Source organism: Synechococcus sp. Cruz-7E5, from assembly GCF_024345995.1.
Taxonomy (GTDB): Bacteria; Cyanobacteriota; Cyanobacteriia; order PCC-6307; family Cyanobiaceae; genus Regnicoccus_A.
This window is the reverse complement of record NZ_JAGQCE010000006.1, coordinates 64,229-88,278: the sequence shown is the minus strand read 5'-3', so window position 1 is coordinate 88,278 and position 24,050 is coordinate 64,229. Positions and strand designations below refer to the sequence as shown.

Genomic DNA, 24,050 nt, shown 5'->3' with positions numbered 1-24,050 from the left:
CATGGTCTTCGACTGGTTCCGGCGGCGCCCCAACACAACCGAGGCGGCGTCTGAGCCTGCCGCGGCCTCCGGGGTTGGCGAAGACACAGCCGAAGACACAGGCAAAGACACGGCTGAATCTGGAGCTGAATCTGAAGCTCAAACTGCCGCTGGTCCCCCCAGCGTGCCTGAGGAGGCACCTCAGCCTTCAGCCGTCTCAGCCGCCACCGCCTCAGCCGCCGCTGTGGATCAGGACGCCCTGGACTGGGCTCGTCAGGCCTATGCCCGCCTCAAGGCGGAGCAGGAGCGCAGCCAGCCGGCTGCCGTCCCCGAGGCGTCTGCCGTCCACGAGGCGTCTGAACCAACGCCTGAAGCGAATGAGACCACCGCCCCTCAACCCGATCCAGTTGACGCGGCTGAGCCCGTGCCCGCCCCGCTGCCAACGCTGGAGTCACCATCAGCTCCAATGCTGGAGGGTCGCAGCCCCGCCGGCCCCTCCCTGCTGGAGCTGGCCGCGGCCAGCCGGGCCGAGCGCCAGCAGACCGTGCTCGCCCCCAGCACCGACCCGCCGCCCAGGGCCGAGCCGAGTGCCGTTGCCATCCCCACGCAGGCTCCCGCCGCTCCTGCCCCCTCGAGTGAGGAAGCCAGCCCGCAACTGGGGTCCTTCGATGCCGACTTCACCTGGTCGGCCGAGGTGCTGGCGGCCCAGGGCCGGCGCGTCGATCAGGTGTCGCTCGAGGAGATCGACTGGCTCAGCCGCCTGCGACGCGGCCTGGAGAAGACCCGTCGCGGCCTGGTCACCCAGCTGCTCGACACCCTGGGCGACGATCCCCTCACCCCGGAGGTGCTCGACGATCTGGAAACCAGTCTGCTGCGTGCCGACGTGGGCGTGCAGGCTACCGATCAGGTGATCGAGGCCCTGCGCAGGCGCCTGAACGAAGAGGTGGTGGAGCCGGCTGAGGGTCTGCGCTTTCTCAAGGAGCAGTTGTGCGGGTTGCTCGAGGCGCCGATCGCGGCCAGTGGCGAGCCCCTGCTGGCCCCACAGCGGGACCGGCTCAACGTCTGGTTGCTGGTGGGAGTGAACGGAGTGGGCAAGACCACCACCCTCGGCAAGCTGGCCAATCTGGCGGTGCGCAGTGGCTACAGCTGCCTGATCGCCGCTGCCGACACCTTCCGTGCTGCCGCTGTGCAGCAGGTCACCATCTGGGGCGAGCGCAGTGGTGTGCAGGTGATCGCCAACCCCAGCGCCAATGCCGACCCGGCCGCCGTGGTCTATGACGCCATCGGCGCGGCCCGCTCCAAAGGCATCGAGCTGGTGCTGGTGGATACCGCCGGTCGGCTGCAGACCAAGAACAACCTGATGGAGGAACTGAGCAAGGTGCGGCGCATCGTTGACAAGCTGGCTCCGGAGGCGGTGGTGGAATCCCTGCTCGTGCTCGATGCCAGCCAGGGGCAGAATGGCCTGCGCCAGGCCATGGCCTTTGCCAGCGCTGCCGGGCTTACGGGGGTGGTGCTGACCAAGCTCGATGGCAGCGCCCGCGGAGGCGTGGCGCTGGCGGTGGCCTCCGAAGCCGGCTTGCCGATCCGTTTCGTGGGTGCCGGCGAAGGCATCCGTGACCTGCGGCCCTTCAACAGCTTCGAGTTCGTCGAAGCTCTCCTCTCCAGCTGAGCGGCAGCCACTGAGGGAATACTGCTACCGTTCGGCCCCTGCGGCCGCCTGTTTCGAGCCGCATTCCGCCAGCCGCGTGCCTCTGCCATCGCCCCGGCCCCACCAGGCCCTCACGGCATCGGCTTCTCTGCGGCAACTGCTCGATAGCCTCAGCCGCGAACAACGGCGCAATCAGGAGCTGCTGGCTTCCCTGGGTTTTGCCCTACGCAGCTTCACCAACCTGAACCGCTTCCTGGAGCTGGTTCCTTTGGTCTCCTCTCGCCTGGTGGGAGCCGAGGCCAGCCTGTTGGTGGTCTTCCACCCCGATGGGCGCCTCTGGCGGGAGCACACCCAGGCCAGTCCCGCGGCCCGCAGCGGCGAACTGGTGCGCCTGCTGGGGGAGCTGGATCTGCCCGCTGGTCTGGCTGAGGAGGAGGAGGTCTCCCAGCTCGATCTGCAGGTGCGCCGTCTGCTGGGGGAGGTGCAGCTGTTCGGCACCTCCGTGGTGGCCCGCAACCGGGCCCGCGGTCGCCTTTACGTCTTTGGCAGCGCCGAAGGCCTGACCTGGAGCGATGTCCACCGCCGCCACGTGCAGCTGGTGGCCGACCTGACAGGCGTGGCGATTGAAACCGAGCTGCTGCAGGAGGACCGCCGCCGTCATGAGCGCCTGGATCGCCAGCTCAACACGGGCGCCGAGATCCAGGCGCAGCTGCTCCCCGACCACTGTCCGGTGATTGAGGGGGTGGAGCTGGCCGCCCGCTGCCGACCGGCCTTCGAGGTGGGGGGCGATTACTACGACTTCATCCCGACCCGGCCCCAGCTCAGCGGACGCCGCCGCGAAACTTCCCGCTGGGCCCTGGTGATGGGCGATGTGATGGGCAAGGGGGTGCCAGCCGGTCTGCTGATGACCCTGCTGCGAGGGATGCTGCGGGCCGAGGTGCTCAGCGGCCATGCACCCGACCGGATTCTGCATGACCTCAACGAACTGGCGCAGGAGGATCTGGCTCACTCGCACCGCTTCGTCACCCTCTTCTATTCCGACTTCGATCCCCGCAGCCGCCTGCTGCGCTATGCCAACGCCGCCCACAATCCGCCCCTGCTCTGGCGGCACCAGCGCCATGGGGTGGAGCGCCTCGACGCTCCCGGGCTGCTGATCGGCCTGCAACCGGAGGCCCAGTACGGCTGCGAGCGGGTGCTGCTGGAGCCCGGTGATGTGGTGCTCTATTACACCGATGGGGTCAGTGAAGCCCTCGGCCTCACGGGCGAACGCTTCGAGGAGGAGCGGCTGCAGCGGCACCTGGCAGAAGCCTGCCGGGCGGGCAAGAGCGCCCAGGGTGTTCTCGATGCACTGTTCGACCGGCTCGATCGCTTCGTGGGTGCTGACCATCAGCTGAACGACGATGCCTCGATGGTGGTGCTGAAGGTGCGTGAGGAGGTGGTGCTTCCGTCCCTGCCTGGCTGAGTGCGGCCGCCAGGGTCGGATGCCAAGCTGACGCTTCGCGGCACGGTTTGGCTTCGATGGCGGCACAGGCTTCCCAACCGGCGCGATGGAGTGACCGTTTCGAGGAAGGGCTCCATCCGGCGATCGAGCGCTTCAATGCCTCGATCGGTTTCGACATCACCCTGCTGCAGCAGGACCTTGATGCCTCCATCGCCCACGCCCGCATGCTCGGCCGCTGCGGGGTGATCAGCGTCGCTGAGGCGGATCAACTCATCGCGGCCCTCGAGACAGTGCGCACGGAAGCGGCCGAGGGGCAGTTCCGCCCTGGGGTGGAGGCCGAGGACGTGCACTTCGCGGTGGAGCACCGCCTGATCGCCCTGATCGGTCCCCTGGGCAAGAAACTGCACACCGGCCGCAGCCGCAACGATCAGGTCGGCACCGATCTGCGTCTCTGGCTGCGCCAGGCGATCGATGGACTCGATGCCGGCCTGTGGCGCTTCCAGCAGGCCCTGCTGGACCAGGCAGACAACCACCTGCACACCCTCATTCCCGGTTACACCCACCTGCAGCGCGCCCAGCCCCTCTCCCTGGCCCACCATCTGCTGGCCTATGTGGAGATGGCCGAACGCGACCGCCAGCGCCTTTCCGATGTGCGTCGCCGGGTGAACATCTCACCCCTGGGAGCAGCGGCCCTGGCCGGCACGCCGGTGCCGATCGACCGACGGCTCACGGCCGAGGAACTGGGCTTCGAGGCGATCTATGCCAACAGCCTCGATGCGGTCAGCGATCGCGACTTCGCCGTGGAATTCAGTGCCGCCGCCAGCCTGATCCTGGTCCATCTCAGCCGTCTCTCCGAGGAGGTGATCCTCTGGGCCAGTGAGGAGTTCGGTTTTGTGCGCCTCACAGACCGCTGCGCCACCGGCAGCAGCCTGATGCCCCAGAAGAAGAACCCCGACGTCCCCGAGCTGGTGCGCGGCAAGGCCGGCCGGGTGTTCGGCCACCTGATGGGGTTGCTGACCATGATCAAGGGTCTTCCCCTGGCCTACAACAAGGACTTCCAGGAAGACAAGGAAGCGCTCTTCGATGTGGTCCGCACCACCGCGGATTGCCTCGAGGCGATGACGATCCTGCTGGAGGAGGGCATCCGCTTCCGGCCCGAGCGGCTGGAGCAGGCCGTGGCGGCTGATTTCTCCAATGCCACCGATGTGGCCGACTACCTGGTGGCCCGTGGTGTTCCCTTTCGCGAGGCCTACCAGTTGGTGGGTGGTCTGGTGAAAACCTGCCTGGCCGAGGGGCTGCTGCTGCGGGATCTGCCCCTGGAGCGCTGGCGCCAGCTTCATCCTGCCTTTGATGCGGACATCCACGCCGCGATCGAGCCGCGGCAGGTGGTGGCCGCCCGCCGAAGTGAGGGGGGTACAGGCTTCGAGCGGGTGGCGGAGCAGCTCAGGCTCTGCCGCGAGCGCCTGGGACCTGAGGCCCCATCCTCCTAAAGACCCTGCTGCTCCAGCTCCTGGGCGGCGGCCTCCAGCACCTCAGGGCCCGCACTGCGCTCCCCCGCCCGTTCCCCCAGCCGGCGGCGCCAGTGCCGGGCTCCCGGCACCCCCTCCACCAGGTGCACCAGGTGGCGGGCGATGGGCCAGAGCCGATGGCCGGCCCCGCACCAGCGGCTGGCATGGGGAATCAGGCCACGCACCACCGCTGAGGCCAAGGCCGGAGGGTGCTCCCCGCAGCCGAACAGCTCCCGGTCGACCGTGGCCCAGCGCAGGGGATGGTCGTAGGCGGCACGACCCACCATCACCCCATCCACCCGGCCCAGGTGCTCCTGGCAGTTCTCCAGACTCAGCAGGCCGCCGTTCAGTTCGATCGTGAGCTGGGGGCGGTCCCGTTTGAGCTGATGCACCAGGTCGTGACGCAGGGGCGGAATCGTGCGGTTCTGCTTTGGATCCAGCCCGTGGAGCCAGGCCTTGCGGGCATGCACGCTGAAGCGGCTGGCGCCGGCGCCGGCCACCCTGTCCACGAAGGCCAGCAGCAACTCGTAGCTGTCCAGCTCGTCGATGCCGATGCGGTGCTTGACCGTCACGGGCAGGTGAGAGGCGGTCGCCATCGCCTCCACGCAGCGGGCGACCCGATCCGGGTCCGCCATCAGGCAGGCACCGAACTGTCCCTGCTGCACCTTGGGGCTGGGGCAGCCCACGTTGAGGTTGATTTCGTCGTAGCCCCAGGCGGCCGCCAGCAGCGCCGATTCCGCCAGCAGCGCCGGATCGTCGCCCCCCAGCTGCAGAGCCAGGGGATGTTCCTGGGGATCGAAGTCCAGCAGTGTGTCGCGGCGGCCATAGTGCAGGGCCTGGGCCACCACCATCTCGGAATACAGGAGGGCGCGGCGGCTGATCTGCCGCATCAGCACCCGGAAGTGCCGATCGGTGCAGTCCATCATCGGCGCCACACTGAAGCGGTAGGCCCCGGCAACGGGCGTCGTCTCGTCGTCTCCCTGCCCCATTCCCCCATGCTGCCTGTCGACTGGTCCCTGGTGGTCGCCGGGGGCGGGCCCGCCGGCTACATGGCGGCCATCACCGCCGCGGAGCAGGGGCTGGCGGGGGTGTTGCTGCTGGAGGCCACACCCCAGCCGCTGGGCAAGGTGCTGATCAGCGGCGGCGGGCGCTGCAACGTCACCCATGCCTGCTGGGATCCGCTGGCTCTGGTGGGGCACTATCCACGTGGGTCGCGGGCCCTGCGCGGGCCGTTCAGCCGTTTCGCCCCCGGCGACTGCCTGGCCTGGTTCGCCGAGCGCGGACTGGAACTGGTGGAGGAACCCGACGGCCGCCTCTTCCCCCGCAGCAACCGCTCCAGCAGCGTGGTGGCCGTGCTTGAGGCGGCGGCGGCCGCCGCCGGGGTGACGGTGTGGAGGGGGGCCTCCCTGCGCCAGGTGGATCCGCTTGAGGGTGGTGGCTTCAACCTGCGGCTGCGCCTGGCACCGGGGCTGGCCCATGGGGCTTCCAGCACCCTCAGCGCCGATCGCCTGCTGCTCGCCACCGGGGGCCATCCCAGTGGCCGTCAGCTGGCCAGTCAGTTGGGCCATGCCGTGGTGGCACCGGTGCCCTCCCTGTTCACCCTGGCCCTGGAGGCCAATCCCCTGGCCGCCCTGCGCGGAGTGGTGATGGATCCGGTGGGACTGGAGCTGCGGCTGCCCTCAGGGCGCTTTCGTGAGCGCGGGGTGCTGTTGATCACCGGCTGGGGGGTGAGCGGTCCGGCCACCCTGCGGCTCACCGCCTTTGCGGCCCGGGCACTGAAAGACAGCGGCTACCGGGCCGAGCTCTCCATCGACTGGAGCGGCGGCTGCTCCGCCGATGAGCTCAGGCAACGTTTCCGGAACGCCCGCGCTCAGCAGGCCCGTCGCCAGTTGCTGAATGCCCGCCCCTGGCCCGAGCTCAGCCGCCGGCTCTGGATTCACCTCCTGGACCGTCATGGTGTGGCTCTCGACCAGCGTTGGGCTGATCTGCGCCGGCGCGACGAGGACAATCTGCTGGGCGCCCTGCGCTCCAGCTCCTACGCGGTGGGCGGCCGCGGCCCCTTCGGCGAGGAATTCGTCACGGCTGGCGGTGTCACGTTGGGGGAAGTGAACCTGGCCACGATGGAGAGCCGAAAGCAGCCCGGCTTGTACTTCGCCGGAGAACTGCTTGATGTGGACGGAGTCACCGGCGGCTTCAACTTCCAGCACTGCTGGACCAGCGGCTGGCTGGCCGGAGGCGCCATCGCCCGGGCGGCCCGGGCGGCCCGGGCGGACTGAGCGGTGCGTAGAAGTTCAGCGAATCTTGTCGAAGATTGAGAACATCGGGAGATACATGGCCACGAGAATCACACCCACGATGATGCCGACGATCACGATCATGATGGGCTCCAGGAGAGAGGTGAGCGCTTTGACTGCCACCTCCACCTCGTCTTCGTAGAAATCAGCGACCTTGGATAGCATGGCATCCATTTCTCCCGTTTCTTCGCCAATCGCCAACATGCTCAGAGCCATCTCTGGAAACACGTTCTTGCGGGAGAGGGCCACACTCACGGGAATGCCGTCCTGAATCTCCACCCGGCAGTCCTCGATCGCATCGGCAAAGATTGAGTTGCGAGAGGTGTCTCGAACAAGTTCCAGACTCATAAGAATCGGCACACCCGCTTTGCTCAGGGAGCTGAAGGTTCGGCAGAACTGGGCTGTTTCGGTTTTCTGTATAAGGTCGCCGAACAGGGGAAGCTTCAGGATGAAGCCGTCGATCCGCCGTTTGCCCAGGGGAGTGTTGTAAACAACCACCAACAGCCATCCGGCCAGGATCAGAAAGGCGATCAGAAACAAAGAGAATGCCGAGCGAAGCAGGGCGCTCAGATTCACCATCATCTGGGTGAAGACAGGCAGCTCCGCACCCAGCGATGCGTAGAGATCGGCAAAGGTGGGGATCAGGAAAATCGTCATGCCGAGAAAGACGGCAATGGCGATCATCAGCACGATCACCGGATAGGCCAGGGCTCCCTTGATCTGATTCTGCAGCTTGGCGTTCTGCTCCAGCAACAGGGCCAGCCGCTTCAGAGTTTGATCCAGAACCCCTCCAAGCTCGCCGGCTTCGACCATGGCGATGGTGAGCCGATCGAAGACCTTGGGCCAGCGGCGCATCGCTGCGCCCAGGCTCACCCCCTGGCTCACCTCGCTGGCGACGGCTTGGAGGGCCTGCCGGAAGATCGGTTTCTTCTGCTGCTTGGCCACCAGGGTGAGGCCCCGGACAATCGGCACGCCAGAATCCACCAGCGCTGAGAGCTTGCTGGCGAACAGCGCCTTCTCCCGCACAGAAGGCCTGGCCTGGAACATCGTCCCCAGATCCCGGCTGAACAGACTGGTGCTCCCCTTGCCGCCGCTGGCCTGCACCGAGCGGGTCGAGGCCATCGGCACAACGGAGGTTGCGGCAATGCCGCGTCGGCGCAGGTCCCGCTTGGCGCTGGCCAGATCAGGGGCTTTCAGCTGGATCACCTTCTGCTGGCCCCGTTGATTGGCGTAGGTGGCGGTGAAGATCGGGGTGGATCCTTCCTGCGCCGGCACCAGGGAGCTGGCAAGGATTCCTCGCCGGCGCAGGTTGCGGCGGGCCGCGGGCAGATCGGAGGCTTCCAGCCGCAGCTCACGCTGGTCGCCTTGGCTGCTGGTGTAAGTGGCCAGATAGGCAGGCATGGAGGATACGGATCAGAGAGAGTTGCTGAGCAGCCGATTCAACTCATCCGGCTTGGTTGAGTGGGTGCGGGCCTCCTCCAGGGCAATGTCCCCCTGCTTGACCATGTCGGCCAGGGCTTTTTCCAGAGTCTGCATGCCCAGTTGGCCTCCGGTCTGAATCTGGGAATAGATCTGGGCGGTTTTTGCCTCCCGGATCAGGTTGGCCATGGCCGGCGTGTTGACCATGATCTCCTGGGCCATCACCCGGCCGTAGCTGTGGCTGGAGGGTGAACTCCGGCGGCAGAGCGTCTGGGCGAAGATCGCGGCCAGGCTGCTGCTGAGCTGGGTGCAGATCTGGGCCTGCTGGCCCGCCGGAAACACATCCACCATGCGGTCCACGGTCTGGGCGGCGGAACTGGTGTGCAGGGTGGCGAATACCAGGTGACCGGTTTCGGCTGCGGTGATGGCGAGCTGAATCGTTTCCAGATCACGCATTTCCCCCACCAGAATCACATCGGGGTCCTCCCTCAGGGCTGCCCTGAGGGCATTGCTGAAACTTTTGGTGTCTTCGTTGAGCTGGCGCTGATGGATCAGGCTCTTGTCATTGATGTAGGCGAATTCGATCGGATCTTCGATCGTGATGATGTGCTCGGCCCGGCTGTGGTTGATGTAATCGAGCAGCGAGGCCAGGGTGGTGCTCTTGCCCGATCCAGTCGGCCCCGTCACCAGCACCAGCCCCGAAGGCCGCTTGGTGATCTCCACCACCACCGGAGGCAGGCCAAGCTCCTGGGGGGTGGGCACCTTGCTGTTCAGGGCTCGCATGGAGGCGGCGTAGGTGCCGCGCTGGCTGAAAACGTTGATGCGGAAGCGGGCCAGGCCGCGCAGGCCGTAGGAGCAGTCGAGTTCCCAGGTCTGTTCCAGTTGCTTGCGCTGGGAGTTGGTGAGGATCGAGAAAATCATGCGGTTGCAGGATTCCTCGCTCAGGGCCTGCTCCCGCATCGGCCGGAGTTCCCCGTTGAAGCGTCCGTAGGGTTGCTGGCCCGCTGAGAGGTGAAGGTCGCTGCCCTTCAGCTCGACCAGCTCTTCCATCAACTCCTCGATCTGGAGCTCCATCGGGACCATGCCGGGTTGATCTGGATTCTGAGTCTCGCCCCGGTGGCCCGCAACACTCAGCGACGGGGGGTCAGGCAGTAGGGGCACTCCAGCCATTCATCCCTGAGGCCCGCCCCGCAGCCCTGGCAGGTCAAGGTGGTGAGTGCCTGGGTGCGTCGCTGTAACTCCAGTTCCGTGTCGGTGAGCAGCATCCGCTCCACTTCCTCGAGGGTGGTCTGGCCGTGACGGACCAGTTCCAGGCCATAGACCAGCAGGGTTTTCATGCCGGTCTCGATCGAAAGATTGCGGATCACGTCGGTGCTGGCGCCCTTTGCGATGGCGCTGGCGAGGTTGTCGTTGATCCTCAGCACTTCATAGACGCCGATGCGGCCCTTGTAGCCCCGTCCCTGGCAGGTGGGACAGCTGCTGCCGTCGGCCCTGGGTCCCCTTCGGGCTTTGTAGAAGGTGATCGACTGCTCCTGGCTGGCGAAGAGGCCGAAATGGCCCAGCTCTTCCTCCCCTGGGTGGTAGGGCACACGGCAGGTCCCGCAGACTTTGCGCAGCAACCGTTGGGAGACGATCCCGATCAGGGAGGCACTCACCATGAAGGGCTCCACCCCCATCTCGCTGAGCCGGGCGATGGCACTGGGGGCGTCGTTGCAGTGCAGGGTCGTGAGCACCAGGTGGCCGGTCAGGGCCGCCTCGATGGCGGTCTTGGCCGTTTCCCCATCGCGGGTTTCCCCCACCAGCAGCACGTCCGGGTCCTGGCGCATGAAGGCCCGCAGGGCGGTGCTGAAGTCGTACCCCTTGTCGCGGTTCACCTGGGTCTGGGTGATCCCCTTGAGCATGTACTCGATCGGATCCTCGACGGTGGAGATGTTGATGCTGGGTTCGTTCCTCTCCGCCAGCAGGGAATAGAGCGTGGTCGACTTGCCCGAGCCGGTGGGCCCGGTCACCAGCACCATCCCGAAGGGCCTCGCGCCCATGGAGCGAACCGTCGACAGGGTGGCGGGCTCGGTGATCAGCCGGTCGAGGCCCAGACGTGTGCTGCCGCTGTCGAGCAGCCGCAGCACCACCTTCTCTCCCCAGCGGCCCGGCAGGGTGCTCACCCGCAGTTCGATCGTGCGGCCGCGGAACATCCGGCGGATGCGGCCGTCCTGGGGCATCCGCCGCTCGGCGATGTCCAGCTCGGCCATGATCTTGAGGCGGGAGGTGACCGCTGGTGCCAGGCTCCTGGGCAGGTGTTCGACGGGATGCAGCACCCCGTCCTGGCGAAAGCGGATCCGCAGCCCGTCCTCCTCCGGCTCCACGTGGATGTCGCTCGACTCCGACTCCATCGCCTGGATCAGGATGCGGTTCACCAGGCTCACCACCGGTGAGGCGTTGGAGGCCCTGAGGCTCTCCTCCAGATCCAGCTCCTGCTCCTGATCGGCGGGGGCCTCCTCCAGGCGGCTCTCCAGACTGAGGCCCTCCAGCAGGGAAAGGCCGTTGGGCTGGGAGGCCAGGGCGGTGTCTTCGCTGGGGCGATGACGACGGTCGGCCATTGTCTGCTTCAGCGCCTCGCTGATCTCCTCTTCCAGCCCCAGGCGCAAGTCGGGGGTGATGCCGTTGGCCAGCACGGCCTCCTCCAGCTGCTGGCGCTGCTGCGCCTGCCAATGGCTGGGGATCGCGACCTGGAGCCGCTCCCCCTGGCGCACCAGGGGCAGGGCCACCCATTCGCGCCATTGCTGGGCTTCGATCGTGGGGCAGGCTTCGGCGGCCCGTGGATCGGCCAGCTGCAGCTCGACTGGCAGCAGAAGCTTTTCACCGCTGAGCAGCTCGGCCTCCAGGCGCCTGTGCTGGAGCGTTTCGGCCGCAGGGACCGGGCGTGTCGCCGAGAGGGTCATGGCCAGGACGGGGCCGAAGGGATCAGGTGCGGGCTTCCGCCGCTTGTGGGAGGAGCCCGTCGACCATCAACATGTTTAGGACCGATTGGCGTTGCAGTCAGCATGAGCGGCGAAGCCACTCCCTTCCCACAGGATCTCTCCGCCGAGGCGGACTCCCTGATTCAAAACCTTGACCAGTCGGGGGTGGATACTCCGGCCGACACCGGCGCTCCGCAGGCTGCGGCAGCTGCCGGTGCCGAGACGGACGCGGAGTCCGTGGCCCAGCGACTGTCCGCGGAACTCGAGACCCTGCGGCGTGAGCATGAGACCCTGCGCGGTCAGTACATGCGCATCGCCGCCGACTTCGACAACTTCCGCAAACGCCAGAGCCGCGATCAGGAGGACCTGCGCCTGCAGATCGCCTGCTCCACCCTCAGCGAGATTCTGCCCGTCGTCGACAACTTCGACCGTGCCCGCCAGCAGCTCGATCCCCAGAGTGAGGAGGCCCTGGGCCTCCATCGCAGCTATCAGGGTCTCTACAAGCAGCTGGTGGATGCCTTCAAGCAGCTGGGAGTGGCCCCGATGCGGGTGGAGGGTGAACCGTTTGATCCCAACCTGCACGAAGCGGTGCTGCGCGAGCCCAGTGACCTGGTGAACGAGGACCTGGTGATTGAGGAACTCCAGCGCGGCTATCAGCTGAATGGGCGCGTGCTGCGCCATGCTCTGGTCAAAGTCTCGATGGGACCGGGTCCCGGGGCCTCGGAGGGGGCCGCGTCCCCGGCCCAGGACGGGACAGTGGGTGGTGAGGAATCCAGCTGATGGCCGAGTACTACGACCTGCTGGGGGTGTCCCGCGACGCGGATGCCGACACCCTGAAGCGGGCCTATCGACGCCTCGCCCGCCAATACCACCCTGACATCAACAAGGAGTCCGGCGCGGAGGACCGCTTCAAGGAGATCGGCCGGGCCTACGAGGTGCTCAGTGATCCGCAGACCCGGGCCCGCTACGACCAGTTCGGTGAAGCGGGTGTTTCCGGTGCCGGCGCGCCCGACATGGGCGACATGGGAGGGTTCGCCGACCTTTTCGAGACGTTCTTCAGTGGTTTCGGAGGTGCCGCTGCTGGCGGCGGAGCTGGAGCCGGCCCCCGCCGCCGTGGTCCCCGCCAGGGGGATGACCTCCGCCTAGATCTGAGCATCAGCTTCAACGAGGCGGTCTTTGGCCAGGAGAAGGAGGTGCAGATCCGTCATCTGGAAACCTGCGCAACCTGTCAGGGCAGCGGCGCCAAGAGCGGCAGCGGACCCACCACCTGCGGCACCTGCGGCGGTCAGGGTCAGGTGCGCCGGGCCACCCGAACCCCCTTCGGCAGCTTCACCCAGGTGGCCCCCTGCCCCACCTGTGAGGGAACCGGCCAGGTGATCGCCGATCCCTGCGGCGCCTGTGGCGGCCAGGGGGTCCAGCAGGTGCGCAAGAAGCTTCGGATCACCATTCCTGCCGGTGTCGACTCCGGCACCCGCCTGCGCGTGGCTGGCGAGGGCAATGCGGGCCAGCGCGGCGGTCCCGCCGGGGACCTCTACGTGTACCTGTTCGTTCAGGCCCACGACAAGCTGCGCCGCGACGGGATCCATATTCACTCCGAAGTGGCGGTGAACTACCTCCAGGCGATCCTCGGCGACAAGATCGAGGTGGACACGGTGGATGGTGCGGCCACCCTTGAGATTCCGGCAGGCACCCAACCCGGCACCACCCTCACCCTCACTGGCAAGGGAGTTCCCAAGCTGGGCAACCCGGTGGCCCGGGGCAACCATCTCTTCACGGTGAAGGTGCAGGTGCCCACCAAGCTCAGCAGCCACGAACGGGAGCTGCTCGAGCAGCTGGCCGGTCACCATTCCGCCAAGGACCATCCTCACAAGAGCGGCCTGTTCGGCGGGCTGTTCGGTTAGCGCGATGGTCTGCCTGTGACCTGCAGCCCTGCATCGGGGTCCCCGCCGGTGGAACCCACCCTGCGGCTTGATCTGCGTGGTACTCCCTGCCCTCTCAACTTCATCCGCAGCCGACTGGCGCTCGAGTCGATTGCTGCGGGTGAGTGGCTCCAGCTCGACCTCGATACCGGCGAACCAGAGTTGATGGTGGCTGAGGGCCTGCGCCAGGAGGGCCACCGGGTTGAGCGCCTGTCGAGAGAGGCCTCAGGCGCTCAGGACGCTGACGTCGAGGAGGGGGTCCGGTTCTGGATTTGCCGCCATGGGGGCTGAGGCCATGGTCAAGGGTCTGGTCACTGCGATTCAGGCCAACTTCTGCCAGGTGAGCCTGGAGATCCCTGGCCCCGGCGGACTCGACCAGTTGCTCTGCACCCGGCGCAGCCGGCTGGGTCAGGCGGGTGCGCGCATCCACGTGGGTGATCGGGTGGCGCTGGAGGGTATCGACTGGCCGGCGGGTCGTGCCGCCGTTGGCGATCTGCTGCCGCGCACCAGCCTGCTGGGGCGGCCACCAGTGGCCAACTGTGATCGGATCGTGGTGGTCATTGCGATGGCCGATCCTGCTCCGGATCCTGAGCAACTCAGCCGTTTTCTGATCACCGCAGAGCACAGCGGTCAGCCGGTGCAGGTGGTGTTCTCCAAGGTGGATCTGGTTCCAGTTGTACAGCTCGAGAGCTGGTGTCAACGACTGAGGAGCTGGGGCTATGACCCGATCGCGGTCAGCGCAGCCAGCGGTGAAGGCATGGCCTCACTGAAACAGCGGCTTGCCCGGCCCGGAATCTCCGTGCTCTGCGGTCCTTCAGGGGTGGGCAAGAGCAGCCTGCTCAATGCCCTGGTGCCGGCTCTGGCCCTGCGGGTCGGCACCGTGTCCGGTCGGCTCAGGCGCGGACGCCACACCACCCGGCACGTGGAGCTCTTCCCCCTCGCCTCCGGTGCCCTGATTGCTGACACCCCTGGCTTCAACAGGCCCGAGCTGCCGCGCGATCCCGCTGTTCTGCCGGCGCTCTTCCCAGAAATCGTGGAAGCCCTGCGGCAGGGTGGTCCCTGCCGCTTCAGCAACTGCCAGCACCGAGGGGATCCCGGTTGCCAGGTGGGAACGGCCTGGGACCGCTATGCCTATTACGCCGAGGGCCTGGAGGAGTTGCTGCACGCCAGCCCCGCGGCCGTGGAGACCCGCTTCCAGCGGCAACCAAGCGGCCCCTCCCGTCGCCGTCAGCGACAGGAGGCCCCTGATCTGGGCTGAGCCCAGGGCCGCATCAGCCCCCCAGGCCGGGAAGATTCAGGCCGCCGGTGAGTTCTTCCATCCGCTCCTTCATCGTGCCGGTGGAAACGTCATAGGCGGCCTTCAGGGCCTCGAGCGTGGCGGCTTCGGTGGCCTCCGCACCATCGGCCAGCAGTTCGGGGGAGAGCCGCACCTTCAGCGGTTGCTGGTTGCCGGTCAGCCAGACGCTGGCCCTGCCATCGGCGCTGCTGCCCTCCAGTTCCATGGCGTCGAGCTCGTCCTGGAGCTTCTGAGCATCCTGCTGGATCTGCTGGGCCTTGCGAAAGGCTTCGGTCAGCTGTCCGAAGTTGGGAAGTCCGAAGCCGGCCATGCGGGAACCAAGAGCACCGGTTCAGGCTACGGCCTCCCCTTCGACGCTCAGGTTCCTTGCCGCGCTGTCAGGGGCAGGGAAGTGCCCGAGACGCTTCACCTCGGTGTGGAGCTCGATGCCGTGGGCGCTGAAGACCCGCTGCTGGACCAGCCGGATCAGCTGGTCGATGTCGTGGGCGCTGGCGCCGCCGGTGTTGACGATGAAGTTGGCATGGATCGGTGAGACCATCGCCCCGCCCACGGCCAGGCCCTTGAGCCCGAGCTGCTCGATCAACTGGCCGGCTTTGCGGGGTTCGGGATTGCGGAAGACGCTGCCACAGCTGGGCTGCTGGTAGGGCTGGCTGCTGGTGCGGCTGGAGAGGTTGGCGCTGGTGCGCCGGCTGATCTCGGCTGGATCATGGCCGAAGCTGAGACGGAACCGGGCCGACAGCACCAGCAGGGGCTCCTGCTGCAGTCGGCTGTGGCGGTAGGCGAACTCCAGCTCGCTGCTCTGAAGCACGAAAGGCTCATCCCCACCTGCTGGATCGAGCACCGTCACCTCCTGGAGGCAGTCCGCCGTACAGCCACCCTGGGCGCCGGCATTCATTACAGCGGCACCACCCACGGTGCCGGGGATGCCCACCGCCCACTCCAGTCCGCTCAGGCCAGCCCTTGCTGCCTTGCGCGCCAGGGTGGGGATCGGTTCGCCGGCCTGGGCCTCCACCAGTCCCGTGCTCGGCTCGATCACGCTGCCCTGCAGCCTGCGGTTGCAGAGGGTGAGCCCATCAAGGCCGCCGTCGCTGACCAGCAGGTTCGAGCCTGCTCCGATCAGACGCAGGGGCAGGTTCTCCGCCCGAGCCCAGCGGGCCAGCGCCATCAGTTCATCGCGACTGGCCGGTTCGGCGAACCATTCAGCTGGTCCGCCCACCTTCCAGGTGGTGTAGTCGGCCAGTGACACCTGGTTTTGGACTGGATCGCGAGCCGGGATGAGGGGCACGGCTCAGGCGGCCAGGCGAGCGGCGGGGGCATCCGGCGCATCGGACGACTTCAGTTCTGCGAGGGTCTCGAGTCGAGCCCAGACGCCGTTCACATCGCCCGCTCCCATCACCAACACCAGATCGCCGGGCTGGCTCTGCCTCACGACCTGTTCGGCCAGCTCATCGAGCGTGGCGCTCACCATCAGTGGCAGGTCAGGTCGCAGTTGCTGCATACGATCAGCCAGGGACTGGCTGTCGACACCGGGGATGGGCACTTCTCCAGCGGAGTAGAGCGGGGCAAGCAGCACCATGTCTGCGAGAGAGAGGGCAGACGCAAAAGCATCCAGAAATTCGGCGGTGCGGCTGTAGCGGTGGGGCTGGAAGACGGCCACCAGCCGCTGGGGCACCTCCGGCAGGGGGCTGCGGCCGCTGGTCACCATCAGGCGGGCCATGTGCAGCGTTGCTTCCACCTCGCTGGGGTGGTGGGCATAGTCGTCGACCACCTGGCGGCCGGCCCAGCGGCCCCGGAAGTCGAAGCGGCGCCCTGGGGAGCGCAGGGTTCCGATTTCCGTGGCCAGGGCGGCGAACGGCACGCCCTCCAGCCGGCAGGCAGCCAGGGCGGCCGTGGCGTTGCTGAGATTGTGGCGGCCCGGCAGGGGCAGGCTGAAGCGCCCCACCAGTTCTCCGTTTTCGTAAAAGTCGGCAACGGTGCCTTCGCCGTGCTCTTCCACCGCCAGGGCGGCGAACTCGACCCCTTCGCTGCTCTCGATCGACCACCAGGCGCCGGGCTGGAAATTCTGGCGCAGTACCGGGCAGTCGGCATTGGCGAGCAGGGAGCCGCAGCCGGCCGCGAAGCGCTGGAGCGTCTGGATCAGAGCCTCGAGGTCGGGGTAGTGATCGGTGTGGTCGAGCTCCAGGTTGGTGATCAGCCCGAGGCTGGATCTGAATTTCACCAGGGAGCCATCGGATTCATCGGCTTCGGCCACCAGCACGCGACCGCGGCCGCTGCGGGCATTGCTCTGAAACGCAGGCACGATGCCACCGATCACGGCGGTGGGGTCCTGGTCGGTGGCCGCCAGCAGGGTGGCGATCAGGGTGCTGGTGGTGGTCTTGCCGTGGCTCCCGGCCACGGCGATCGATGGCTGGGCGTTGATCAGGGCCGCCAGCACGTCGGAGCGGTGGCAGATGGTCAGGCCGGCCTCGCGGGCTGCCATCAGTTCGGGATTGCCAGCCGGCACCGCTGTGCTGATCACAACCAGCGGTGAGGTGCCGACATCACTGTTCAAAGTCGCAATGGTGTCTGCATCCTGGTGGGCGAACACCCGTACCCCACGGCGGCGCAGGGACTCGAGCACGGGACTGTCCCGCGGATCGGATCCACTCACCTGAAAACCGCGGTCGGCCAGGATTCCGGCCAATGCCGACATCCCTATGCCGCCGACCCCGATGAAGTGAAGGGGAGCCCGGTGGTCGAGCAGCGGTGCCAAATGCGTCTCCATGCGCACCCGAAGGTAGGTGTTGACGCTGCGCTTGTCTCTCCCCTTTAACGCTTGTTTGGCTCCGCGAATGGATCCGCTGCCGGAGCGGCTCCAGGAGGGGGGGACCATTTCTGTATGATCTGCTCCCAAACTCCCCTTGTCAACGGGTTTCCCGTTCCAGCCATGACCCTGCGCGTTGCGATCAATGGATTCGGCCGGATCGGTCGCAACTTTATGCGTTGTTGGCTCAGCCGTGGCGAAAATACTGGCATTGAGGTGGTCGGTCTGAATGACACTTCCGATCCGCGTACTAATGCTCATCTACTTGAGTACGACTCGATGCTCGGCCGCATCCGCAATGCTGAGGTGAGCCACACCGATAACACCATTGTAGTCAATGGCAGTCACATCAAGTGCTTCTCTGACCGCAATCCCCTCAACCTTCCCTGGAAGGATTGGGGTGTCGATCTTGTGATCGAGTCCACTGGTGTCTTCAACGACGACGTGGGCGCCAGCAAGCACCTTCAAGCAGGCGCCAGTAAAGTCATCCTCACCGCCCCCGGCAAGGGTGCCGGTGTGGGCACCTTCGTGGTGGGTGTGAACGCTGATCAGTACCGGCACGAGGATTTCGACATCCTCAGCAACGCCAGTTGCACCACGAACTGCATGGCGCCTCTGGTGAAGGTTCTCGATCAGACCTTCGGCATCGTCAAGGGCACGATGACCACTACTCACAGTTACACCGGCGACCAACGAATTCTGGACGCTTCCCACCGCGACCTGCGCCGGGCCCGAGCAGCGGCGGTGAACATCGTGCCCACCAGCACGGGCGCCGCCCAGGCCGTAGCCCTGGTTTATCCGCCGATGAAGGGCAAGCTCAACGGCATCGCCATGCGTGTGCCGACCCCCAACGTTTCGGTTGTGGACATGGTGCTGGAAGTGGGCCGCCCCACCAACCGGGACGAAGTGAATGCTGTGCTTAAGGCAGCTTCCGAAGGTGCCATGAAGGGGATCATCAAGTACTCGGATCTGCCTCTGGTTTCCTCTGACCACGCCGGCACTGACGAATCCACAATCGTTGATTCCGACCTCACTCTGGTGATGGGGGACAACATGGTCAAGGTGATCTCCTGGTACGACAACGAGTGGGGTTACAGCCAGCGGGTAGTTGATCTGGCCGAAGTGGTGGCCCAGAACTGGAAGTGAGTTCCGCTCCCTGAGCTCTTCATCACCGGCCGTCCCTCTTTGGGGGCGGCTTTTTCATGGCTCATGCAACGTACTCAGTGAAAATGTGTGAAGCCTCCACTGGCATCAGCCAGGGGTGAACCGTCGTCGGCCCAGCGCAGAATCCCAGAGCCCGTGGCCAGTGATCCGATCCGGCGGGCCCCGGGCAGGGCCTGGATCAGCTGACGGGCCCAGGCGGGATTGAGTGCCAACACCAGTTCAAAGTCTTCACCCCCGTTCAGGCACCAGGATTCGGCCCTGGCCAGGGCCACCATCTCGGGGTCGAGCGGAAGGTCCCGCCGCCCCAGAAGAGCGTCGCAGTCGCTCCCCTGGGTCAGCACCTTCAGCGCTGCCGCCAGTCCATCGCTGCTGTCGGTGCCTGCCACTCGCCAGGGGCAGCCCACTGGCCGGCATGAGGCCAGTGCTGCCACCGCATCCAGCCGGGGTCGCGGCCTGCGGTGGGCCTGAACGCTTCGCTCCAGCAGGGCCGGAGCGGCCTGGTGCCAGTTGGGAGCGGCCGGAGACGGGACCTCCTGCAGCAGCGCCGCGAGGCCCAGGCGGCTGAGCCCATGGGGTCCCGTACTCAGCAGGGCATCACCGGGGCGTCCATCGAGGCGGCGGATCGGTCCGTCCGCTCCGAGCCGTCCCAGGGCCGTGACGGCCAGCAGGCGCTGGCCACCGCCACTGCAATCCCCCCCCAGCAGCGTGCCGCCATAACACCTCAACGCAGTGCTCAGCCCCTGGTAAACCCCCTCCACCCACGCCCAGGGGGTGGCAGCCGGCGCCACCAGGGCCACCGTCAGCCCCAGCACTTCCCGGCAGCCCATGGCAGCGAGGTCCGAGAGGTTGGCCGCCGCTGCCCGCCAACCCACATCTTCTGCGGCCATGGTGGTGTCACTGAAATGGATTCCCTCGACCAGGACGTCGGTGTTCACCACCAGTGCCCGCTCCGAACGGCCATACAGCAGGGCAGCATCATCGGCGAACTGACCGGGAGGAGCGAAGGCTCCCAACCGCCTGATCAGCTCCCATTCCCCCAGATCAGCGAGTGTGGGCGCGTTGCTGACGCCCTCAGCCATGGGGCCGCAGGTTGCCAGCCCCATCCACCACGGTCGCCTTGACGATGCCGTCGTCGGCAGTGAGCTCCTCGAGGACATCGAAGCCTTCAACCACGTAGCCAAAGGCGGCGTAGCGGCCGTCGATCAGGTTGAGGCCCGCCGGGGTGAGTTCCGCTTCGAACAGGAAGAGGAAGAACTGGGAAGAGCCATCGTCGAGGGCTGTATCTGAGTGGGCCCAGCCCAGGGTTCCCTTGGTGGCGAACGGCAGCACAGGTGTGGCCTTGAACAGGCCCAGGTCCTCAAAGGTCTGGTTGTAGAAGGGCTTGGTCTGACCCGGCACCATGATCTCCAGTGGCACCTTCCTTTCCTTGCCGGAGGCGTCCACATAGCCGCTGGCGGATCCTTTCGGGTCGCCGGTCTGCAGGACGTAGAAGTCCTCGGCGCGGATGAAGGGCAGGTCGTCGTAGAAGCCCCGCTGCACCAGGTCGACGAAGGCTCCGGCTGTCAGTGGGGCGTTGTAGCCATCCACCACGGCGGTCAGGTCACCTTTTGTGGTGGTGAGCTTCACAGTGGCGCGACCCAGCAGCCTTGGCAGGTCGGAGAACTGTTCCGGAATCTCGAAGGGGAACGGCCCCACCAGCAGGGCTTCCGCTGTACCGATGGTGCTCAGGGCCCTGCGGCGAGCGGTCAGGAAGGCCTCGCGGTCCTGTCGCTCGGCGGCCTCGGCCACGGCCTGCAATTCAGACTCAAGGTTGGCCAGCAGGGCCGTGGCCTGCTCGCGCTGCTCTGGCTGGAAGGCTGCCAGCAGGGCGGAGCGACGGCTGCTGAGCTGCGCCTGGGTTTTGCGGGCATTGCCGGTGAGGGCGTTCCAGCGCTTGGCACGCAGGTCGTCGCTGCTGTCTTCGAGGCGATGTTGCAGCTTCTGCAGATCCGGCTGCTCGATCGGCAAGGCGTTGCGCAGCAGGGCGGCTGGATCGGTGACAGCGTTCCCCGGAGGCAGGGCCGCCGCCGCCGGGCTGATTCGGCCAAAGCTGGTGCCGCAGGCGAGCACCAGCGCCATCAGCAGAAGCGTGATGACCCGCCAAGGGCTCCGACGCTGCTCGGTCGGCTGCTGCTCCGGCCGGGGGGTCTGAGATTGTTGCGAACTCCTGTTCATGGCTGTCCCTGCCGATCTCCGGACGTTCTGCCGTACCTCGGACTTTGGCACAGCTCGATGGGCCCCAGATCCAGTCCCAAAGGGGGGTTCAACGGCCAGCCGTACAATCCCGCTCACCCGTTTCGCCGGAATGATCTCGAGCAACGACTTCCGAACTGGCACCACCATCGAGCTCGATGGACAGGTCTGGAGGGTCGTCGAGTTCCTGCACGTCAAGCCCGGCAAGGGTTCTGCTTTCGTGCGCACCAAGCTCAAGGCCGTGCAGAGCGGCAACGTGGTCGAGAAGACCTTCCGCGCCGGCGAAACCGTTGCCCAGGCCCAGCTCGAGAAATCAACCTTGCAACACACCTACATGGAGGCCGAGGAGTACGTCTTCATGGATATGGCCTCTTACGAGGAGACCCGCCTCACCGCTAAGCAGATCGGTGATGGGCGCAAATACCTGAAGGAGGGCATGGAGGTGAATGTGGTGTCCTGGAACGGCTCCCCCCTTGAAGTGGAGCTGCCCAACTCTGTGGTGCTCGAGGTCACCCAGACCGATCCTGGCGTCAAGGGTGACACTGCCACCGGGGGGACCAAGCCCGCCATCGTCGAGACCGGTGCCCAGGTGATGGTGCCCCTGTTCATCACCATCGGCGAGAAGATCAAGATCGACACGCGTAACGACACGTATCTCGGGCGAGAGTCCTGATTGCCATGCAGCTCGACAACGACCAACTGCATCAACTCCTCATCTTCCTGGAGCAGAGCGACATCCAGGAGCTGAAGCTCGAGGGTGACGACTTCCGCCTGGAGGTGCGCCGCAACCTGCCGGCCCCGGTGGCTGCCCCAGCTCAGCTGCCTCCGCCACCCCCCATGGTGGTGCCAGCTGCTCCGGCGCCGGGTTCAGCCGGTGTCACGGCTCCATCCAGCCCGCCGCCGGCCCCATCGGCGCTCCGGGCCGATCTGGTCGACATCACCGCCCCGATGGTTGGCACCTTCTATCGCTCCCCCTCGCCTGCCGATCCCCCCTTCGTGGAAATCGGCAGCCGCATCAGTGTTGGACAGCCTGTTTGCATCCTCGAGGCCATGAAGCTCATGAACGAGCTGGAGGCCGAAGTCAGCGGTGAACTCGTGGAGATTCTGGTGGAGAACGGCACACCGGTGGAGTTCGGCCAGGTGCTGCTGCGGGTCAAGCCCGCCTGAAGTCCCCCGGCCATGAGTTTTCTCCGACAGTGTCTCGGCTCAGGCCAGCTCCCAGGCCGTTTCCAGGGCCGCCACCATGCTGTCGGCTCGGGCCAGGCCTGAACCGGCAATGTCGAAGCCGGTGCCGTGATCCGGAGAGGTGCGCAGGAAGGGCAGCCCCAGGGTGGTGTTCACGGCCGCATCAAAGGCAAGCAGCTTGACCGGGATCAGGCCCTGATCGTGATACAGCGCCAGGTAACCGTCGGCTCCCTGCCCTTCGCCTCGCCAGGCAGCCGCTGCCCCCAGCCAGCAGCTGTCAGGCGGCAGCGGCCCCCTCAAGGTCACCTTGGGGTGTCGCTGCCGCCAGCTCTCCAGCAGGGGAATCAGCCAGTCCTGCTCCTCCTTCCCCAACTGGCCGCCTTCGCCGGCATGGGGATTCAGACCGGCCACCGTCAGGCTGGGATGGGCGACAAAGCGCTGGCAGAACGCCAGAAGCACATCCAGTTGATGCTCCACAAGGGCGGGGTTGAGGGCCAGGGGAACCCGGGCCAGGGGGATGTGGGTGGTGGCCAGCAACGTGTTCAGCCGCCAGGTGCCGCCTGGTGAGCGGGCGGTGAACAGCATCGAGGCCTGCTCCCGCCCGCAGAGTTCCGCCAGCCGCTCGGTCTGACCCGGGTAGCGATGACCGGCGGCGTGCCAGGCATGTTTGGCGATGGGTGCCGTGGTCAGAGCCAGGGCCTGGCCGCTGAGCACCAGATCCGCAGCCGCACTCAACCAGGCGAAGCTGGCGTCACCACTGGCCGCGGTCCCCTGGCCCGGGTCGATCCTCGCCTGCAGGGGCAGATCATGGATGGGGAAGCCAGCTGGATCCGCCAGCGGCGTCCCGCTGCGGTCGCGCAGGTCCATGTAGGTCTGCTCCAGCCAGCGGCGGCAGCCCACCAGCACCACATCCACAGCTGCGCCCTTCGCCTTCAGGGCCGCCAGGGACTTGAGGGTCACCTCAGCGCCGATGCCGGCGGGATCACCCATGGCCACGGCGATCACGCCTTGCTTAGCGTTCTTGCCGGTGGCTTGGAGAGTCATGATCCGCTGGTTGCTGCTGGGGGGACTGGTGCTGGGCCTGGCTCACGGGTTGCAGAAGAAATGGGTGGTGATCGACTGGTGCCGTTTGAACGCTGATCTGAACATTCCCAGCCTCACCAATCTTCAACCGCTGGCGACTCCGGTGTGCCCGGAGCAGGGGGAGCCAGCCCCCCGCTGAGCCCGCTGGCGGCAGCTGCCCGGGCCCTTGGTGTCAGCCTCCAGCCCGGCGTTCTTCCTCCAGCAGGCAGGCCCTGAACCCTTCCCGGTAGCTGGGGTAGCGCAACTGGTAGCCGAGCTCGACGCACAGGCGCCGGTTGCTGGTGCGCCGGTTCTCGCTCCAGAAGCTGCGGGCCATTGGACTGAGGCTCTCCTGGATCCGCCCATAGGGTTCCACCTCGGGCAATTTGCAGTTCAGCAGGTGGGCGGCGTAGCCCAGGGTTTCACTGGATGGGCAGGGTCTGTCGTCCGCCAGATTGAGCACTGCCGGCCGCTGGGCAGACGGCAGGGCGAGGTTGTGCAGCAGGGCTCCAGTGATGTCATCGACGTGGATGCGGCTGAACACCTGGGCGGGTTTGTGGATCAGGCGACTGCTGCCGCTGCGTAGGCCCTTGAACGGGCAGCGGCCGGGTCCATAGATCGCCGGCAGGCGGAACACCTGCAGGGGCAGGCCAGTGGCCTGCCACGCCAGTTCGCAGGCCAGCCGTGCCCGGCTGCGGGGCAGTCCCGGTGCGGGGGTGTCGCTTTCCTGGACCCAGGCGCCGTCGCGATCGCCATAGACCCCGGAGGTGGAGAGGTAGCCCAGCCATTGCAGCGGCAGGTCGGCCAGGATGGCGCCCAGGCTCTCCAGCACAGGATCCCTGCCGTCACGGGCGGGGGGAATGGTGACCAGCACATGGGTCACGTCCTCCAGGGCGGTGAGCTCGAGTCCCGGCCTGAGCTCGCTGGTGAAGGCCACTGGGTTGATTCCTTCCCCGACCACGGGAGCGCCACCGGGACGGTGGCTGATCAGCACCGGCATGCCGGTGGCGGCCACGGCCACGGCGAAGTTCTTGCCGCTGTAGCCGCCACCAAGCACCAGCATCCGGCCGGAGGCCCCGCTCCACGGGCTGCGGTTGACAACGACACTCACCATGAGTACACCTGTATCACTGCTTGATTCC

The 24,050-nt window shown here is 66.6% G+C and carries 23 protein-coding genes; 12 read left to right on the top strand and 11 right to left on the bottom strand.

The features are described 5' to 3' along the window. Position 1 precedes the first annotated feature (1 nt). The 3 genes from ftsY (at position 2) to argH (ending at position 4,558) form a co-directional block, all read left to right on the top strand. Positions 2-1,648, top strand: a complete 1,647-nt coding sequence (ftsY, locus tag KBY77_RS08945) for a signal recognition particle-docking protein FtsY (RefSeq protein WP_255103365.1) — start codon at positions 2-4, stop codon at positions 1,646-1,648. Positions 1,649-1,724: 76 nt separating this feature from the next. Continuing rightward, positions 1,725-3,089 (top strand): PP2C family protein-serine/threonine phosphatase, encoded by a 1,365-nt coding sequence (locus tag KBY77_RS08940; RefSeq protein WP_255103362.1) that lies wholly within the window; start codon positions 1,725-1,727, stop codon positions 3,087-3,089. A gap of 56 nt (positions 3,090-3,145) precedes the next feature. Then, entirely contained in the window at positions 3,146-4,558 is a 1,413-nt protein-coding gene (gene argH, locus KBY77_RS08935) for an argininosuccinate lyase (protein WP_255103360.1), read from the top strand. Here the strand turns inward: argH and dusA are convergent. Next, positions 4,555-5,565, bottom strand: a complete 1,011-nt coding sequence (dusA, locus tag KBY77_RS08930; protein WP_255103358.1) for a tRNA dihydrouridine(20/20a) synthase DusA — start codon at positions 5,563-5,565, stop codon at positions 4,555-4,557. The genes argH and dusA overlap by 4 nt on opposite strands. Before the next feature lie 6 nt (positions 5,566-5,571). Here dusA and KBY77_RS08925 point away from each other — a divergent pair, with 6 nt between their 5' ends. Continuing rightward, positions 5,572-6,852: an NAD(P)/FAD-dependent oxidoreductase gene (locus tag KBY77_RS08925; protein ID WP_255103356.1), complete on the top strand. Its 1,281-nt coding sequence runs from the start codon at positions 5,572-5,574 to the stop codon at positions 6,850-6,852. A gap of 15 nt (positions 6,853-6,867) precedes the next feature. Here the strand turns inward: KBY77_RS08925 and KBY77_RS08920 are convergent, their stop codons facing one another. From KBY77_RS08920 to KBY77_RS08910, 3 genes are read right to left on the bottom strand one after another with little or no spacing between them, the layout of a single operon-like run. Further along, positions 6,868-8,271 carry a type II secretion system F family protein gene (locus tag KBY77_RS08920; RefSeq protein WP_255103328.1) on the bottom strand — a complete coding sequence of 468 codons (1,404 nt, stop codon included), beginning with the start codon at positions 8,269-8,271 and terminating at the stop codon, positions 6,868-6,870. Between the two features lie 12 nt (positions 8,272-8,283). Further along, positions 8,284-9,363, bottom strand: a complete 1,080-nt coding sequence (locus tag KBY77_RS08915) for a type IV pilus twitching motility protein PilT (RefSeq protein WP_255103327.1) — start codon at positions 9,361-9,363, stop codon at positions 8,284-8,286. Positions 9,364-9,419: 56 nt separating this feature from the next. Next, positions 9,420-11,228 carry a GspE/PulE family protein gene (locus KBY77_RS08910; RefSeq protein ID WP_255103325.1) on the bottom strand — a complete coding sequence of 603 codons (1,809 nt, stop codon included), beginning with the start codon at positions 11,226-11,228 and terminating at the stop codon, positions 9,420-9,422. Between the two features lie 102 nt (positions 11,229-11,330). Here KBY77_RS08910 and grpE point away from each other — a divergent pair, with 102 nt between their 5' ends. Genes grpE through rsgA form a run of 4 tightly spaced genes read left to right on the top strand, consistent with a single transcriptional unit; the run spans position 11,331 to position 14,423 of the window. Continuing rightward, entirely contained in the window at positions 11,331-12,026 is a 696-nt protein-coding gene (gene grpE, locus KBY77_RS08905; protein WP_255103322.1) for a nucleotide exchange factor GrpE, read from the top strand. After that, on the top strand, positions 12,026-13,147 hold the full coding sequence (gene dnaJ / locus KBY77_RS08900) for a molecular chaperone DnaJ (RefSeq protein ID WP_255103319.1): 1,122 nt from the start codon (positions 12,026-12,028) through the stop codon (positions 13,145-13,147). The genes grpE and dnaJ overlap by 1 nt, the downstream gene beginning before the upstream one ends. A 48-nt stretch (positions 13,148-13,195) precedes the next feature. Continuing rightward, entirely contained in the window at positions 13,196-13,456 is a 261-nt protein-coding gene (locus tag KBY77_RS08895; RefSeq protein ID WP_255103317.1) for a sulfurtransferase TusA family protein, read from the top strand. Continuing rightward, the gene (gene rsgA / locus KBY77_RS08890) at positions 13,446-14,423 is read left to right on the top strand and encodes a ribosome small subunit-dependent GTPase A (RefSeq protein WP_255103315.1); all 978 of its coding nucleotides are present in this window, start codon (positions 13,446-13,448) and stop codon (positions 14,421-14,423) included. The genes KBY77_RS08895 and rsgA overlap by 11 nt, the downstream gene beginning before the upstream one ends. Positions 14,424-14,436: 13 nt before the next feature. Here the strand turns inward: rsgA and KBY77_RS08885 are convergent, their stop codons facing one another. The 3 genes from KBY77_RS08885 to murC are packed head-to-tail and all read right to left on the bottom strand — an operon-like array spanning position 14,437 to position 17,214. Next, on the bottom strand, positions 14,437-14,772 hold the full coding sequence (locus tag KBY77_RS08885) for a YbaB/EbfC family nucleoid-associated protein (RefSeq protein WP_255103313.1): 336 nt from the start codon (positions 14,770-14,772) through the stop codon (positions 14,437-14,439). A 21-nt stretch (positions 14,773-14,793) separates the two neighbouring features. After that, a complete protein-coding gene (gene murB, locus KBY77_RS08880; protein WP_255103311.1) occupies positions 14,794-15,747 on the bottom strand; it encodes a UDP-N-acetylmuramate dehydrogenase in 954 nt (317 codons plus the stop codon). 3 nt (positions 15,748-15,750) lie between these two features. Continuing rightward, entirely contained in the window at positions 15,751-17,214 is a 1,464-nt protein-coding gene (gene murC, locus KBY77_RS08875) for a UDP-N-acetylmuramate--L-alanine ligase (RefSeq protein WP_255103523.1), read from the bottom strand. A gap of 174 nt (positions 17,215-17,388) precedes the next feature. Between murC and KBY77_RS08870 the strand changes: the two genes are divergently transcribed. After that, complete coding sequence (locus tag KBY77_RS08870; RefSeq protein WP_255103308.1) at positions 17,389-18,411, top strand: type I glyceraldehyde-3-phosphate dehydrogenase; 1,023 nt, start codon at positions 17,389-17,391, stop codon at positions 18,409-18,411. A gap of 74 nt (positions 18,412-18,485) precedes the next feature. Here KBY77_RS08870 and thiL read toward each other — a convergent pair whose 3' ends face one another. Both thiL and KBY77_RS08860 read right to left on the bottom strand, forming a co-directional pair. Continuing rightward, positions 18,486-19,508, bottom strand: coding sequence for a thiamine-phosphate kinase (gene thiL / locus KBY77_RS08865; protein ID WP_255103306.1), 1,023 nt, complete (start codon positions 19,506-19,508; stop codon positions 18,486-18,488). Further along, positions 19,501-20,547, bottom strand: a complete 1,047-nt coding sequence (locus tag KBY77_RS08860; RefSeq protein ID WP_255103521.1) for a peptidylprolyl isomerase — start codon at positions 20,545-20,547, stop codon at positions 19,501-19,503. The genes thiL and KBY77_RS08860 overlap by 8 nt, the downstream gene beginning before the upstream one ends. Positions 20,548-20,773: 226 nt before the next feature. On the opposite strand from KBY77_RS08860, the gene efp reads away from it, so the two are divergent. Together efp and accB are read left to right on the top strand one after the other, a co-directional pair. Further along, positions 20,774-21,334 carry an elongation factor P gene (efp, locus tag KBY77_RS08855; protein WP_255103304.1) on the top strand — a complete coding sequence of 187 codons (561 nt, stop codon included), beginning with the start codon at positions 20,774-20,776 and terminating at the stop codon, positions 21,332-21,334. Between the two features lie 5 nt (positions 21,335-21,339). Then, the gene (gene accB, locus KBY77_RS08850) at positions 21,340-21,828 is read left to right on the top strand and encodes an acetyl-CoA carboxylase biotin carboxyl carrier protein (protein ID WP_255103302.1); all 489 of its coding nucleotides are present in this window, start codon (positions 21,340-21,342) and stop codon (positions 21,826-21,828) included. Positions 21,829-21,867: 39 nt separating this feature from the next. Here the strand turns inward: accB and pdxA are convergent, their stop codons facing one another. Continuing rightward, entirely contained in the window at positions 21,868-22,890 is a 1,023-nt protein-coding gene (pdxA, locus tag KBY77_RS08845) for a 4-hydroxythreonine-4-phosphate dehydrogenase PdxA (RefSeq protein WP_255103300.1), read from the bottom strand. Between pdxA and KBY77_RS08840 the strand changes: the two genes are divergently transcribed. After that, positions 22,889-23,068, top strand: coding sequence for a hypothetical protein (locus KBY77_RS08840; RefSeq protein ID WP_255093113.1), 180 nt, complete (start codon positions 22,889-22,891; stop codon positions 23,066-23,068). The genes pdxA and KBY77_RS08840 overlap by 2 nt on opposite strands. A 33-nt stretch (positions 23,069-23,101) precedes the next feature. On the opposite strand, the gene KBY77_RS08835 is transcribed toward KBY77_RS08840, so the two are convergent. Further along, the gene (locus KBY77_RS08835) at positions 23,102-24,022 is read right to left on the bottom strand and encodes an SDR family NAD(P)-dependent oxidoreductase (protein WP_255103298.1); all 921 of its coding nucleotides are present in this window, start codon (positions 24,020-24,022) and stop codon (positions 23,102-23,104) included. Positions 24,023-24,050 lie beyond the last annotated feature (28 nt).

Excerpts from the sequence above, each read along its gene's own strand:
- dusA (WP_255103358.1), bottom strand. The coding sequence starts at position 5,565 with ATGGGGCAGGGAGACGACGAGACGACGCCCGTTGCCGGGGCCTACCGC.
- dnaJ (WP_255103319.1), top strand. The coding sequence starts at position 12,026 with ATGGCCGAGTACTACGACCTGCTGGGGGTGTCCCGCGACGCGGATGCC.
- ftsY (WP_255103365.1), top strand. The coding sequence starts at position 2 with ATGGTCTTCGACTGGTTCCGGCGGCGCCCCAACACAACCGAGGCGGCG.
- KBY77_RS08925 (WP_255103356.1), top strand. The coding sequence starts at position 5,572 with ATGCTGCCTGTCGACTGGTCCCTGGTGGTCGCCGGGGGCGGGCCCGCC.
- KBY77_RS08860 (WP_255103521.1), bottom strand. The coding sequence starts at position 20,547 with ATGGCGCTGGTGCTCGCCTGCGGCACCAGCTTTGGCCGAATCAGCCCG.
- accB (WP_255103302.1), top strand. The coding sequence starts at position 21,340 with ATGCAGCTCGACAACGACCAACTGCATCAACTCCTCATCTTCCTGGAG.
- grpE (WP_255103322.1), top strand. The coding sequence starts at position 11,331 with ATGAGCGGCGAAGCCACTCCCTTCCCACAGGATCTCTCCGCCGAGGCG.
- KBY77_RS08915 (WP_255103327.1), bottom strand. The coding sequence starts at position 9,363 with ATGGAGCTCCAGATCGAGGAGTTGATGGAAGAGCTGGTCGAGCTGAAG.
- efp (WP_255103304.1), top strand. The coding sequence starts at position 20,774 with ATGATCTCGAGCAACGACTTCCGAACTGGCACCACCATCGAGCTCGAT.
- KBY77_RS08870 (WP_255103308.1), top strand. The coding sequence starts at position 17,389 with ATGACCCTGCGCGTTGCGATCAATGGATTCGGCCGGATCGGTCGCAAC.
- argH (WP_255103360.1), top strand. The coding sequence starts at position 3,146 with ATGGCGGCACAGGCTTCCCAACCGGCGCGATGGAGTGACCGTTTCGAG.
- KBY77_RS08885 (WP_255103313.1), bottom strand. The coding sequence starts at position 14,772 with ATGGCCGGCTTCGGACTTCCCAACTTCGGACAGCTGACCGAAGCCTTT.
- rsgA (WP_255103315.1), top strand. The coding sequence starts at position 13,446 with ATGGGGGCTGAGGCCATGGTCAAGGGTCTGGTCACTGCGATTCAGGCC.
- KBY77_RS08920 (WP_255103328.1), bottom strand. The coding sequence starts at position 8,271 with ATGCCTGCCTATCTGGCCACTTACACCAGCAGCCAAGGCGACCAGCGT.
- KBY77_RS08840 (WP_255093113.1), top strand. The coding sequence starts at position 22,889 with ATGATCCGCTGGTTGCTGCTGGGGGGACTGGTGCTGGGCCTGGCTCAC.
- thiL (WP_255103306.1), bottom strand. The coding sequence starts at position 19,508 with ATGGCTGAGGGCGTCAGCAACGCGCCCACACTCGCTGATCTGGGGGAA.
- KBY77_RS08835 (WP_255103298.1), bottom strand. The coding sequence starts at position 24,022 with ATGGTGAGTGTCGTTGTCAACCGCAGCCCGTGGAGCGGGGCCTCCGGC.
- KBY77_RS08910 (WP_255103325.1), bottom strand. The coding sequence starts at position 11,228 with ATGACCCTCTCGGCGACACGCCCGGTCCCTGCGGCCGAAACGCTCCAG.
- pdxA (WP_255103300.1), bottom strand. The coding sequence starts at position 22,890 with ATGACTCTCCAAGCCACCGGCAAGAACGCTAAGCAAGGCGTGATCGCC.